A 12114-nucleotide genomic window follows, 5' to 3' on the forward strand; every position below is an offset into this window, starting at 1 on the left:
CCCGACCTACTTCTCGCGGATCGTGATCGGGGGGATCGGAGTCGCATATCCGTACGTGGGAAACCCGATGGTGATGGAACCGTCAGGGTTGCACACCGACATGAAGGAGCCGCTGGCCGCCGGCTTGGTCCCCAGTGGTGGCTTGTACTCGGACTGCGGAGCCCGGACCAAGACGATGCCGTGCCGCACGTAGAGGACCCCACGCGCGCGAAGGAGCGTGTCTGTCTCGCGAGCCATGACTCCGGGGTCTCCATGACAGGAATCGGCGACGTCGGTGTAAGTCGCTCTGTGGCCGATGTAGGCGGTGACACCCGTCGCCCCCGATTCGACAGTCACGAGGATTCCTGCCGAAGCAAGAGCCCGGCGAACGGACAGGTCGAGTCTGGAGCGCAGCCAGAGGAACGCACGGGCCGACGCAGCGACCTCAGCGATCACCAGCGAGAGCGCTCCGACGTCCCAGCCCGCTGCGCCGTGAAAGAAGAGATCGACGTGAGCGAACGCACCCAGGCACACCAGGGCGACCGTGACGGCCGTGAACGTCAGCGCGGCAGTTGAGAATATTCGGCCTGATCCGACCCGAGCACGCGATCGAGCATCCGCCATACCCCCAAGCTACGGAAAGATCTCGGCGCATTCCTCGACCAGAAGACGCATTCGAGGCGACGGAGGGATGACCGTCGTCGACCGCCGCCTGGTTCGAAGAACTCCAGGAGCACTGGCGCGGCTGGTCAGGGCTCCGCGACATGACCGGCAGGTGCCTCGGAGAGCCTCCATCGCCTCTCTGGTCACGCGGCTGCTCTCAGATCACCTGGGGAGTGAATTCGTCGTGGAGTGTTCTTGTCGGACGGTGGCGATCGCGGTCCGGGTGAGTTCGACGCTGCGCTGCAGCCCCAGTTCGTTGGTGTCCAGGAGCACGCGCGACTGGAATCGAGCGAGCTCGTCGGGCCACTGCTGGTAGATCCCCTCTAAGAAGACTCGCTCCCGCGAGACGCCCCTCGATGGGTCTCGCTGTGCGCGCTCGAGCGCCACACTGAAGGGCGCGGTAAGCGCAACCGTGACGACGGGGGCACCAGCCGGCGCTTGGTTGATGATTCGGAGGACTTCTTCATAGCTGCCTGATCCCTCAGCTATGACGCACGTGAGTGAAGAGCGCAGCCACTGGCCCGTGACGGACTCGAAGATGCGATGCGCGGTCTCCCAGTCCGGCAGGGTGGGCAGAGCCATCGCCGCTATCTGATCGAGTTCGACCAAGGCGACGCGTTCGCCGGCCTGCCTGAGCTCATGGCTCAGCGCGGCTGCCAGCGTGCTCTTGCCCGACGCTTGAGGTCCGGCGATCACGACGAGCGCGAGCGGAGGCAGAGGGTTCATCGTTCAACCCTGCCGGAGTCAACGTCGTCGCACCAGAGGCCACTCCCCGGGCTCCACCCTGCGGTCACGGGATCAGGTGCTGCGCGATCGTGCCCGAGCCGTCGGCAAGCGTGATCTCGGCCAGTGCGCCGTTGACCAGCGGCATCTGAGGTGACTGGTGCCCTGTATCGAAGTCGAGGATCACCGGACCCCGAGACCACTCAGCGCGCGTCGGCCTGCTTCTTCTTGCGTGAGACCAGCCAGACTTCCGCCGGAGGTTCGGCCGATCACGATGCCGTTCGCGTCGTCGAACCAGCCGGCCAATCGCAGCGATTGAAGCATTCGAAGTACCGCGGTGGAACCTGGGCTCATGATCGCGCGTCGTTCAATCACGGGGACGACGTACGCCTCCGATTTGGAGATGACTTTTGGGGCCCACTTCGCTGGATCCTCTCTCAGCTCGCCAATAAAGAACGCGATTTTGCAGCGCTATCTGCGCGCTACGACATTGACTTCGAGTTTCGCGCGTTCAATCAACGACTCGGCCAAGAAGTTCTCATCCCGGGGAACCTCCTGGCGGATTTGAGTCGGCTAGGACTCGATCTGCGAATTCACCTCTATAAATCGACCCTGGGTGTGCCGAGGTCCTCCGATTCAGGAACCTCCACCGTTCGCGAGATTGGCCGAGCGCCGCGAAAGAAATACCGTGCGGCTCGGCCCGCCTTCACGAGGGAACGACCAGCGGCACTTCCGGTCATGGCCGGCAGCCCCTAGCTTCGGTCTTGTGACCTTTCCCTTGAAACTCACCCGCTCCGTGTGGGTCGGAGTCCTACAGCTCGATGAATATGACGAGTCGATCTCCGTCCACGATGAAGTCGATTGGCAGGTCTCGGCCCTCAATGAGGGCTTTCTCGACGGGGCACTGCCCGGAGAACCGTTGGTCGACTTCGAACTCGATCGCTACGCCGAAGCCATGGGCTTAGCTCGAACAGCCCTCACGGGCACCGTAGCCCGAATTCGGTGGCTGGATTTTCCTGTCCCAGCGGCCTTGGATGTCTCTCGTGCGGCCGAACATTCATCGCCGACGGCGCGGTCCATTTACTCGACGAAGGAGCTGATGGGGCGCGGGCGGCAGGATCGGCAGGCCCTCTTGGTGCAGTGGGGAAGGGAGTGGAGTGGTTTCGGCGGATTCATCGTCGACGTTGTTCTCTACAGCAATTCGGAGGAGTTGGAGGCGCTCCGCGTGCGCCTCCCCAACGCACACAGCGTGCCGTGGCCAGAACCGGAGTAGCCGAGCGTGGGCCAACCTTCATCACGCGAGTTGGCGTGTTCAGCGAAGAAGGCCTACCGATCGGACTTCGTTCGGCGACTGGTGAGGCCGACGGCTATACCGCCGGCTAGTAAGACGAAGCCAATGGCCGCGACAACAAACGGACCTACTAGATTTGGCAGGCTTTCGGAAACGGTCATGTGTTCGTCGGCCCAGATGCCGAGCTGAGCGCCGTCGATATAGGTCAGGACCACAATGGCGAGTCCAGCCAACGACATCAGCCAAGGCAATGCTTTCATGAACAATTCCTGACTTCCTGCAAGGCGGAAAAACTTGATTGCTTTAATCTACGAAAGGGTTTGCCAAAGGGGCTCATTCCGGCGGAAGAGGTTGCTGACGAATCGGCTGACCAATTCAGCGCGTAAGCCGAACCCTCAGCGCTCATCCCTCGCCGTCATCGCGGCTAAGCCATCCGCCAGATCTCGAATTGCCTCGGCGAGGGCCTGAATTCCTTGATGCTCAGTCGAGTGCAAGGCTCCGAGACCGATGGGCTTTGCGTACAAGTCGATGGCCTTCTGTGCACTCTCGGCGGCTGATCGAAAGGACAGGTTGGCGACGTTGCTCGTCATAGCGTTAGCTTTTCATCATTCAAGAGGGGATGCCAAAGGCGGTCGCATTCCATGGACGGAAGCCGGACCATCTACGTGCGGCCTAGCTCACTTGAGGGGCGACTTAATCGAGCGGTAGCGTCCGATGGCGATGCCCGTTGTTGCCGCTCCGAGCATCACAATTGCTGTTCCAATGATTCCATGACCGTGACCCGCCAGTGAACCGCCGGTCACGAGCAGGACTATCCCTACGGCGGCAAGAAACAACCACGATCCACGCGTCATCTGCTGATTATGGCTCTGGCAGCTCCACCTGACCAATACCCTGTCCAGAGGGACGGCCCCCGTGCGGCCGTGCCTGCGTTCACATGGGAACCCTTTCCGCCTCAAGAGGCGCGCATCTGACCCACCTGACCGGTGTCGTTGGCCCCGCCATATGGAGCCAGACCGTACGCTCGCGTCATGGTCGACTGGTTCTTTGGGCTTCTGACACCCACTCAATGGGACGCCTGGAGAGGTTGGCTGACCACGCTCGGCGGCCTGTTGGCGTTGCTCGTCGCAACGAGCACGTACCTCCGGAACGGACGCATCAAGAGGGAAGAACAGGCTCGCCTGGTGTTCTCGAAGTTCACACATGTCGAGAATCACAATCCCGGCTCGACTGTCCCTCTACTCCCGAACGGAGCACGCGTCGGCAACGCCTGCGCCGCCCTGGGACTCATTAACAACCCGGACCCCGACTCTGAAGAGAAGATGCTCGGGGTGGCGCTCCTGCCGCTGAATCAGACGACCGTCATCATTCACAACGGCAGTAAGGAGTTGATCGGGCCCGCTCGCGTGCAGATGGTCAACGGCGGCACGGTCCGCACCTGGGACGACTTCTCCATCAGCGTCGGCGCCATCGACCCAGAGACTGACTACGTCGTCAACTTCACGTGGGAGAACGACGTTTATCCCGGAATGCCCGCGCTGGCGACGACGGTAATCTTCCGCGACGCGAGCGGACAGTGGTGGCGAAGGCACCGCTCGGAGCCGATTGAGCATGTGCATGACGACCCGGAGAACGCGGGGCCGACGCCCGCGGAGCGGGTGACGATTCGCGCCAACCAGCAGGCGATGGGAATCCCCACGGAGCATCAACTCGTGGAACCGAATGTGCGTCTTCGCGTTCGGTGGCACCGATTCTGGCGAGCTCGAGCCGGTAAGTCACCCATACCGTGACGGGGATCTCTAGCGTTCGCTCACGGCCAGGATTTCCTTGTAGAGCCGCCGGCGATCTTTGGCGCCTTGGCCGTAGTCGATAACCGTCGTAGCGACGGTAGGTCTCCAACCTGCTTCAACTTGGGTTCAACTTCCTTGTCCGGGTGTGAAGCTGAGCTCGATTACGCCAGCCCACACTCGCCAGGTGAACCCCACGGTGAGAATGGCCCCGGCGGTGGTCGCTTCCTTGAATTTGAAGCGCCTCGATGTGCGGACCACCTCGGAGATCAATGCGGGCAGTGACTCGCGAGGTGTCTCAAGAGGGAAGGTGGCCGAGCTTCGCGCCCGCGAACTCGACACCTTCAAATCGCTTTCCATGCCATCGCTCTCCTCCGAAATCGCCACGATCAGATGATCCTCGAGACCTCTTTCGGATAGGAGCGAAAGACGGACCTTCAGCGCGATGCCGCCAATTTGCTCACCACTCTCACTGCGGTGCGGACCATGGCGCCCTCGCTTTGTACCTCCGCTTCGATGTGGACGGGCCGTTCTTCAAACTCAACCCTGCGGGAAATCTCGTCGCCGCGGGAGAAAGCCATGTCCTCGTAGGCTGGCGGTACCTTCGGTAGGTGCAGATGTCGAGCGGCCCTTTGACGGCTGTTTCCTCGGCAAAGTTGCCGGGGCGATCGTGACAGTCCCTGACGACTAAAGTCCGTAGCCCCGTCCCACGGCGACACCGTAAGGGACACTTGCTGGCCTTAGATCGGACTCCTTGCGCTCTAAAAGGCCATTGCGCGATTGAGGACGTGCCAGACGATGCCGTTCAAGACCATGAGGAGCATGCCAGCGGCCGGGCCCGCGAAAAGCAGCTGGTGGCTTCGCCGTTTTCGCGTCCCGACCCAGATGGCCGCACCGACGAACGTCGCTAAACCGAAGAGGAACGCAAACGGCACAGTGACGTTTCCGAAGGTCCAGTCGCAGTTGTCCGCGCCTGTTCCGACGTCTGCGCACGCACCGGACTGCGTGTAGAGCCAAGTTGAACGGAACGACTCGAAGACGGCTGCGTAAAAAACGATGAATTGCAGGGCAAAGAGTCCAGTAACCCCAAGCCATCGAAGCACGCTGAAGCCTCGACGTCTGACCTCGGGTTCACCCGTCGCATCAGCAGCAGTCACAGCCCCAGTCCTTCGTCGGCTTCGCGCGTTTCAAGTCTTCGACCAGAGATTACATAGCCTTCTTGGTGCACGTATTTACCCCAGAACGGGGCGGGCCAGCGCCACATTGAGCGGCCGGGACTGCTGTCAAATCAGTTGACCAATCGCGCGCGCAAGCCGGACGCTCGCCGTTCGTCGGCAACGGCGTTCGCGGAGCAAGCGTCAGTCTGGCGCATGCATTTCAGCAATGCCCCGGTTCGACCCCCTCGGATTGAGGAACGCTACGCAGGTCCGGTTATCTGTCTGTATGGTCGGGTCATGAACCGGACTCGTGGGCAATTCTTGACCTCCGCCGTGGTGCTTGGGGGGCTGGGAGTGATCATGCTTGCGCTCGGGTGGCTCCTTCAGTCGACGCACCACGATGCGGCCGTTCTGTTCTTTGGCGGACTTTCTGTTCTCGTTCTGGCAGCAGCCGGAACCGTGATTGCCTTTCGAGCGCCGCGACGCTGACGTCCCGATCTACCTAGGTCCGCTCTTCGGACTGTTGGCGAAACGGAGGACTATACGAGCGCGAGAGCCGGACGACCACCACTCTTCTCCCTCTAGGTTTGCGCTTCAACACGAGACGGCGTCCGCGATGTGCGTATAACCCGCACGATGAAGTGCACGGTGGCGGGGCGGTAACTGCAACCACAGCGCCAAGACCAGAGCGAAAGCAAGCTCTGCAGACGACTCCGTCAAATCGGGGCGATTTCCGCGACGCCGAGAACCGTCAGAAACGGTCACCTTAGCGTTCTGACGCTTTCGGTTTTGACGAAGAGTTTCGCCGGATCGAGAGCCCCCAGTGTTCGCGGTTCGCCAAGCGCGCTGCAACGACCTCCAGAAACGATCGCTATCGCGGGACGTGTCCGATAGCGGATCGGGACCGGACGAGTGACGCCCTGTTGCCCCTGGATCCTGCCGAGCATTCATGCTCTGCACGCTTTTGGGGTTTTCGTTGCGCTACAGTCTCCTGCAGAGGGAAAAAACTCTGCTTTGCCCCGGCAAGTGGAACCGCGCACACGTCTCATTGGAGTCGTCACTTCTTCATCAAAGGAGTGCCCATGTCTGAACGAACCGCCCGGCCGCCGTTCGACCCCGAGCTCGCGCCCTTCCTCACCGCGCTCGAATCTCGCGGCTCCTTCGCGCTTACGCCCGAGATGCTGCCCCGCATGCGGCAGCTCGACGTCACCGAGGACCTCCTCGACGAACGCCTGCGGAACCGCGGATATCAACGGCGAACCGTCTCCGTCCCCGGGCACCTCGGTGGTCGCATCAGCCTCGCGATCATCGACCGCATCGAGCGCGCCGGGACCACCACGGGCGTCTATACCATCCACGGTGGAGGCATGATGTTCGGCCACTACCTGGGCAACCTCGACTCGTACGACGACTGGCTGCTCGACCACGACATCGTGCTTATCAGCGTCGACTACCGCCTCGCCCCCGAGCACCCCGACCCTTACCCTGTCGAGGACTGCTACGCCGGCCTCGTCTGGGTCGCAGAGAACGCCCCCAAACTCGGCATCGATCCGGGTCGGATCGTGATCGCAGGACAAAGCGCCGGCGGTGGGCTCGCCGCCGGCACAGCGCTCCTTTCGCGAGACCGGAAGGGACCCGAGCTGATGGCCCAGATCCTCGTCTCTCCCATGCTTGACGATCGTGACGACACGGTGTCGACCATGCAGATGGATGGTGTCGGGGTCGCGGACCGCCAGATGACCATCTTCGGCTGGAACGCCTACCTCGGATCACGCCGCGCTACCGAAAACGTCTCCGCATACGCCGCACCAGCCCGCGCCACGGATTTGTCTGGATTGCCGCGAACCTACATCGACTGCGGCAGCGCAGAGGTTTTCCGCGACGAAGACGTCACCTTCGCCAGCCGCCTCTGGGCTGCCGGGGTCGACGCGGAACTCCACGTCTGGCCAGGAGCCTTCCACGGGTTCACCAGCATGATGCCCGACGCCGCCATCTCCAGGACCGCCATCGCAGGCCTCGGGGACTGGACCCGACGGCTACTCGGCACACCCCAGCCGGTCCGACTTCAGGACCTGGAATGCCAAACCACGCAGGTTGACGAAAATTAACCGTCTCAGTAGCCGATCAGCTACCGGGCGCGGTCTGCAGAAATCCGTTGCGCCGATGATTCAGCCGATGCTTGCTCATAGTGGGGAAGAGCCCACGCGCCACCTCGATCCGTCGTAGCTCGTGCTGCGACGCGTTCGGGGATGCGGAGGGCGCAGGCCACGGAGAACGCCGCCTGGAGCGCAGCGACAGCAAGTCTCCGCCGCGGGAACCCGAACGCCAGCAGACGAGGTTTCACCACGGCCTGGATCTCATCAACGAAGGGGCGAAGGGTCAAGTCATACCGGCGTAGGGCGCCCTCCAGGTCGTCGGGCGTGGCGTTGATCTCACCAGCGAGGACGTACGCCCCGACAAGCCCGCCCGAGATGCCCATCCCGCTATAAGGCGAGGCGCAGTGCGCGGCATCTCCGAGCAGGACGACGCGGCCCTTCGACCAGGTGCCGGTGCGGACCTGCAACACTTCCTGCGAGTAAAAGAACGGTGCCTCTTCCATACCGTCGGTGAACCGCTGCGTCTGCCAACCGGCATTCCGGAACCGGTCACTCCAGAACCGTTGCTGGTCCGCGATCGGAGCGCGGTGGATTGCCGAGGCCTGAGCCGACGAGTCGCGGACGATGAAGTACGCCTGCGTCTCGGCCGCGTTGTGGCTGCGCCGCATGATCTGCCGGCCACCCGGCGCGGCGTAGGTCTCTCGCATGTCGCTGTCGGAGGCGACTCGAGGCACGAACCAATACGCCATGTGCAAACCGGTCCGCCAGTAGACGTCCGCTCCCTCAGGAAGGATGGCTCGTCGGATTCGGGATCCCTGACCGTCAGCTCCCACGAGCAGATCGAAGGTCTCCTCGGAGCCGTTGGAGAAGTGGGCGGTGACCTGGTCCTGTGCCAGGTCGAACCCGTCGACGGTCAGCCCGAAGCGATAGTCGACGTCCTCTTTCGTGGCGTCGTGGAGGATACGGACGAGGTCGCCGCGCATGATCTCGAACTCGGAGGTGAAGGTCTGCTTTCCCTCACCGGAGGTGTTCGCCATGATGGCTCCGAGCTGTCGTCCGGCTCCGTTCACGAATGCGACACCGGGCTCGGTGACGAGATGCGCCCGGACCTCGTCCAACAGGCCCATCGCGACGATCGCCTCGATGCCCTGCCCGCGCAGGTCGACCTGCGCTCCTGTTGCCCGGAGCGCTGGGTACCGCTCCGCCACCGTGACCCGATGACCGGCTCGCGCCAACCAGAACGCCAGTGCAGGACCGGCGACTCCACCGCCTGCAATGAGGACCCTCAATGACTTCTTCTTCTCCGCGACCATGACATTGCTCCCATTAATCTATCGGTGATAGTTGCTGTGCCCGAAGCATGCGCCTATCGGTGATAGATTGTCAAGCATGGCGAAGATCGATAGAGGGGCAGTGGTCCGGGAAGCGTTGGCGCTGCTCGATGACGTGGGCCTGGATGGGGTCAGTACCCGTGCTGTTGCTCGGCGACTCGGGGTGGAGCAGCCGTCTCTGTATTGGCACTTCAAGAACAAGCAGGAATTACTGGCAGCCATGGCCGCGGCCGCGCTTGAGCGGCACGAGGAGCTTCCGCTACCGCAGGTCGGCGACGACTGGAAGTCGTGGTTCCTGGAGAACTACCGGAGTTTCCGCGGTGCCCTCCTGGCGCATCGCGACGGGGCACGCCTCCACGCTGGCTCCGTCCCCGACGGCGCCTCCCGGGAACGGCTCCTGCGGAAGTTCGCGTTCCTCATCGAGGCCGGCGTGGCCGAGCAGGATGCAATCACGGGGATGCTCGCTGCGAGCAGGTTCACTGTTGGCAGCGCCCTCGAGCAACAGGCAGACCCCGACGCGGACGGGGCCTCGCCAGACGCAGTCGAGCAGCCCGTTGCCCCAACACACAAACAAGCCTTCGAGGCAGGCCTCCTGATGCTGCTCACCGGTCTCGAAGGCTCCACCGCAACCGCTAAAGCTAGACGACTCTGACGCGCTTCAGTACACCGGGAACACCGGTACTACTTGCCTCTCATAGTTCGGAGTCTCGTTAGCCGACCCCCTAGTGTGCGCTCTGGGCCAACGCCAACCTTGGTCGGTCAAAGAAGTACCCGACTGCCCTCGAAGTCCTGAGCCTGGCGAGGGAGCCCGGAGAGATAGAGAGTGAGAATCCGTGTGGCGTCAAAGGTCGCTGCTCGCGCCGCGCCGTACATGAGAAGCGCATCGACGACGGCGACGAGATCTCGTGCATGAGTAGACGGGTCAAGGACGTGCAACGCTCGCAGTACGCCCTCTGCCGCTTGAAGCAGAAGCTGCCGCACCGGGGCCTGCTCGGTGAGAGCGGCACGCATTTCATCGTCGTGTCGCAGCTCGAACAAGAGCGCGAACCTCGCGGCCTGAGCATCTTCCCGCAACGACAGGTGCTCGAGGAAGCCGACGGCCACTGCGGCCGCTTGCGCCGGCGTGAGGCTCGGCGGCACCACGAGACCATCGAGGTCCTGCTGCGTGTAGTCGGCGAGCCGGTCGACGACGAGGGCCGTGAGATCGCGGCGGGTCTTGGCGTAATAGGTCGTAGAACCGGGAGGGAGTTCTGCCTCTGTGTCGACGGCACGATGCGTGAGCGCGCGGATACCTCCGCGGGCGATCAGGCGCACCCCGGCGTCCCCGATGTCGTCTAACCGCGTCATATCGCTCCTCGTCTCCCACCCTCTACAATCTTAGAGTCTCTACGTCTGTAGAGCTTTGGTTACTGTGGAGGCATGCTGTGAAAGCGATCGTCATCGGTGGAGGAATCTCGGGCAGGGCAATTCAGGGGGCACTGGTAGAGCGCGGTGCGACCGTCGAGCTGCTGTCGCGATCAACAGGATTCGATGTTCTCCGAGACGACGCAGCCTCCCGACTCAACGGCGCGGATGCCGTCGTGGAGGCCATCGGACGGTTCACCACGAGCCGGAAGAGGGCGACCGAGTTCTTCACGAAGTCCACGCGCGCCATCTCGGAAGCCACACGACTGGTCGGTGCTAAGCACGTGCTCTTGTCGATCGTGAACTGCGAGCTGCCTGAGGTTCAGGGATACGGGTACCTCGCCGGCAAGGCCGCCCAGGAGCATTTGGCGCACGAATTGAGCGCGGACCTCACAACTGTTCGAACGACGCAGTGGTTTGAATTCGCGCAGCAGACCCTCGAACGTATGGGCGCGGGGCCCGTTGCGCTCGTTCCACGAATGCTCATCCAGCCCGTTGCGTTGAGTGGCGTCGCGCAGGTCATTGCCGACGTCGCCGTGGGTCACCGCCACGGCGACGTCATCAACCTCGCGGGCCCGGAGTCGATGACTTTGAGTGAGATGGTGAGACGGGTCCGGCCGACCAAATCCCTGCGGCTTCCCCTGGCATTACCGGGTGCGACGTGGAGAGCGATCAGCGACGGAGCTTTGCTCCCGGCCGGTGACGTCGAGACGGTCGGTCCCACGTTCGTCGAGTGGCTCAAGAAAGCGTGACGACTCGACGACAGGGAGTCGCAGTCGTCTGCAGCCGTGCCGAGACACGGTAACTCGGAGTCATAGCCTCGGCGGCGGTAGAATGCCGCATGCGAGTCGCAATGGTGCTGGCGTCCGTCTCTGGCGACTATCTCTACAACCAGTACGTCCTGGAAACGATCAGATTCTTCCTGATCGTTGTCCTTCCAGCTTTGGCAATTGCCCTATTCGTGAGATTCATTCTTCGTCGGCGGCGAGATAAGGATTGAGTCGTCCTCCTACTGCGGCGGTATCTTCCGACCATGAAATCGGAACGCGATGGCGTCAACACCGAAGACTGGGTCGTCTTCGACGATGACGCCCTTCGCACCGCAAACGCGAAACGGCTCGAATTGCTGACGCCCATTCTGATCATCACTACGCCCGCGTGCGGCTTCGTCACCAGGACGGGCCCACTCCCGCCCTATGCACCGTGGTGGATCATCCTTCCAGCGGGAATGCTCCTGGGATTCCTGATCAGTTTGCTCGTGCGGGCCGGATTCGCTTACACGTACCGGCCTTTCGCTGCCAACGAGAAGACCTCCGAAGTGCAGATCCGCGGTAAGACGAGCAGGGTTGCTGACGTGACAGCGGCAGGCGTCATGGTGATGTCGGGTGATGGGGTCGAGTTGGCGATTCGCTTGCGAGCCGGACATGGGCCCTGGGCGACGCTGCTCTTGAGAAATCACGACGGACCAGTACTGGACGCGTATCACCGCGACGTGCTCCTGGCTGTCATACGTGGGTCGTCGATCGTCCGGCCCCGTGACCCCTATGACAAGAACGGCACCTTTGGCAGGTACAACCATCCCTACACACTGGACCGAGCTGACGCCGAATCGTTCGTCATGAACCCTCCCGGGCCCGGCGATTCGCGACCCTGGGGCCAATGAAGACCACCCGAGGTCGGCCA

Annotated in this window: 15 protein-coding genes; 7 read left to right on the forward strand and 8 right to left on the reverse strand. The window is 62.6% G+C overall.

The window, feature by feature from the left end; translation table 11 throughout:
• Nucleotides 1–6: 6 nt before the first annotated feature.
• The 3 genes from AC3CBB_RS07985 to AC3CBB_RS07995 all read right to left on the reverse strand — a co-directional run bounded on the left by AC3CBB_RS07985 (nucleotide 7) and on the right by AC3CBB_RS07995 (nucleotide 1719).
• Complete coding sequence (locus AC3CBB_RS07985; RefSeq protein WP_488626604.1) at nucleotides 7–603, reverse strand: hypothetical protein; 597 nt, start codon at nucleotides 601–603, stop codon at nucleotides 7–9.
• A gap of 201 nt (nucleotides 604–804) precedes the next feature.
• Nucleotides 805–1368, reverse strand: a complete 564-nt coding sequence (locus AC3CBB_RS07990) for an AAA family ATPase (RefSeq protein ID WP_488626605.1) — start codon at nucleotides 1366–1368, stop codon at nucleotides 805–807.
• Nucleotides 1369–1548: 180 nt separating this feature from the next.
• A complete protein-coding gene (locus tag AC3CBB_RS07995; protein WP_488626728.1) occupies nucleotides 1549–1719 on the reverse strand; it encodes a hypothetical protein in 171 nt (56 codons plus the stop codon).
• 412 nt (nucleotides 1720–2131) lie between these two features.
• Here AC3CBB_RS07995 and AC3CBB_RS08000 point away from each other — a divergent pair, with 412 nt between their 5' ends.
• Complete coding sequence (locus tag AC3CBB_RS08000; protein ID WP_148061137.1) at nucleotides 2132–2638, forward strand: hypothetical protein; 507 nt, start codon at nucleotides 2132–2134, stop codon at nucleotides 2636–2638.
• 53 nt (nucleotides 2639–2691) lie between these two features.
• Here AC3CBB_RS08000 and AC3CBB_RS08005 read toward each other — a convergent pair whose 3' ends face one another.
• Both AC3CBB_RS08005 and AC3CBB_RS08010 read right to left on the reverse strand, forming a co-directional pair.
• Nucleotides 2692–2916 carry a hypothetical protein gene (locus AC3CBB_RS08005; protein WP_148061138.1) on the reverse strand — a complete coding sequence of 75 codons (225 nt, stop codon included), beginning with the start codon at nucleotides 2914–2916 and terminating at the stop codon, nucleotides 2692–2694.
• 135 nt (nucleotides 2917–3051) lie between these two features.
• Nucleotides 3052–3246, reverse strand: coding sequence for a hypothetical protein (locus tag AC3CBB_RS08010; protein WP_488626606.1), 195 nt, complete (start codon nucleotides 3244–3246; stop codon nucleotides 3052–3054).
• A 441-nt stretch (nucleotides 3247–3687) separates the two neighbouring features.
• On the opposite strand from AC3CBB_RS08010, the gene AC3CBB_RS08015 reads away from it, so the two are divergent.
• Nucleotides 3688–4446 (forward strand): hypothetical protein, encoded by a 759-nt coding sequence (locus AC3CBB_RS08015; RefSeq protein ID WP_488626607.1) that lies wholly within the window; start codon nucleotides 3688–3690, stop codon nucleotides 4444–4446.
• 184 nt (nucleotides 4447–4630) lie between these two features.
• Nucleotides 4631–4840 carry a hypothetical protein gene (locus AC3CBB_RS08020; protein WP_148061140.1) on the forward strand — a complete coding sequence of 70 codons (210 nt, stop codon included), beginning with the start codon at nucleotides 4631–4633 and terminating at the stop codon, nucleotides 4838–4840.
• Between the two features lie 364 nt (nucleotides 4841–5204).
• On the opposite strand, the gene AC3CBB_RS08025 is transcribed toward AC3CBB_RS08020, so the two are convergent.
• Nucleotides 5205–5600 carry a hypothetical protein gene (locus AC3CBB_RS08025; protein WP_488626608.1) on the reverse strand — a complete coding sequence of 132 codons (396 nt, stop codon included), beginning with the start codon at nucleotides 5598–5600 and terminating at the stop codon, nucleotides 5205–5207.
• A 1082-nt stretch (nucleotides 5601–6682) separates the two neighbouring features.
• Between AC3CBB_RS08025 and AC3CBB_RS08030 the strand changes: the two genes are divergently transcribed.
• Nucleotides 6683–7708 (forward strand): alpha/beta hydrolase, encoded by a 1026-nt coding sequence (locus AC3CBB_RS08030; RefSeq protein ID WP_488626609.1) that lies wholly within the window; start codon nucleotides 6683–6685, stop codon nucleotides 7706–7708.
• A gap of 20 nt (nucleotides 7709–7728) precedes the next feature.
• Here the strand turns inward: AC3CBB_RS08030 and AC3CBB_RS08035 are convergent, their stop codons facing one another.
• Complete coding sequence (locus AC3CBB_RS08035) at nucleotides 7729–9009, reverse strand: FAD-dependent monooxygenase (RefSeq protein ID WP_488626610.1); 1281 nt, start codon at nucleotides 9007–9009, stop codon at nucleotides 7729–7731.
• Nucleotides 9010–9085: 76 nt separating this feature from the next.
• Here AC3CBB_RS08035 and AC3CBB_RS08040 point away from each other — a divergent pair, with 76 nt between their 5' ends.
• On the forward strand, nucleotides 9086–9679 hold the full coding sequence (locus tag AC3CBB_RS08040; RefSeq protein ID WP_123505051.1) for a TetR/AcrR family transcriptional regulator C-terminal domain-containing protein: 594 nt from the start codon (nucleotides 9086–9088) through the stop codon (nucleotides 9677–9679).
• 107 nt (nucleotides 9680–9786) lie between these two features.
• On the opposite strand, the gene AC3CBB_RS08045 is transcribed toward AC3CBB_RS08040, so the two are convergent.
• Nucleotides 9787–10341, reverse strand: coding sequence for a TetR/AcrR family transcriptional regulator (locus AC3CBB_RS08045; protein WP_488626611.1), 555 nt, complete (start codon nucleotides 10339–10341; stop codon nucleotides 9787–9789).
• A 110-nt stretch (nucleotides 10342–10451) separates the two neighbouring features.
• On the opposite strand from AC3CBB_RS08045, the gene AC3CBB_RS08050 reads away from it, so the two are divergent.
• Nucleotides 10452–11183, forward strand: a complete 732-nt coding sequence (locus AC3CBB_RS08050; protein ID WP_123505053.1) for an SDR family oxidoreductase — start codon at nucleotides 10452–10454, stop codon at nucleotides 11181–11183.
• Between the two features lie 281 nt (nucleotides 11184–11464).
• The gene (locus tag AC3CBB_RS08055; RefSeq protein WP_488626612.1) at nucleotides 11465–12094 is read left to right on the forward strand and encodes a hypothetical protein; all 630 of its coding nucleotides are present in this window, start codon (nucleotides 11465–11467) and stop codon (nucleotides 12092–12094) included.
• The last annotated feature ends 20 nt before the right edge of the window (nucleotides 12095–12114 follow it).

Source organism: Frondihabitans sp. OV104 (assembly GCF_057787745.1).

Excerpts from the sequence above, each read along its gene's own strand:
- AC3CBB_RS08030 (WP_488626609.1), top strand. The coding sequence starts at position 6,683 with ATGTCTGAACGAACCGCCCGGCCGCCGTTCGACCCCGAGCTCGCGCCC.
- AC3CBB_RS08035 (WP_488626610.1), bottom strand. The coding sequence starts at position 9,009 with ATGGTCGCGGAGAAGAAGAAGTCATTGAGGGTCCTCATTGCAGGCGGT.
- AC3CBB_RS07990 (WP_488626605.1), bottom strand. The coding sequence starts at position 1,368 with ATGAACCCTCTGCCTCCGCTCGCGCTCGTCGTGATCGCCGGACCTCAA.
- AC3CBB_RS08040 (WP_123505051.1), top strand. The coding sequence starts at position 9,086 with ATGGCGAAGATCGATAGAGGGGCAGTGGTCCGGGAAGCGTTGGCGCTG.
- AC3CBB_RS08015 (WP_488626607.1), top strand. The coding sequence starts at position 3,688 with ATGGTCGACTGGTTCTTTGGGCTTCTGACACCCACTCAATGGGACGCC.
- AC3CBB_RS08010 (WP_488626606.1), bottom strand. The coding sequence starts at position 3,246 with ATGACGAGCAACGTCGCCAACCTGTCCTTTCGATCAGCCGCCGAGAGT.
- AC3CBB_RS08005 (WP_148061138.1), bottom strand. The coding sequence starts at position 2,916 with ATGAAAGCATTGCCTTGGCTGATGTCGTTGGCTGGACTCGCCATTGTG.
- AC3CBB_RS07985 (WP_488626604.1), bottom strand. The coding sequence starts at position 603 with ATGGCGGATGCTCGATCGCGTGCTCGGGTCGGATCAGGCCGAATATTC.
- AC3CBB_RS08055 (WP_488626612.1), top strand. The coding sequence starts at position 11,465 with ATGAAATCGGAACGCGATGGCGTCAACACCGAAGACTGGGTCGTCTTC.
- AC3CBB_RS07995 (WP_488626728.1), bottom strand. The coding sequence starts at position 1,719 with ATGAGCCCAGGTTCCACCGCGGTACTTCGAATGCTTCAATCGCTGCGA.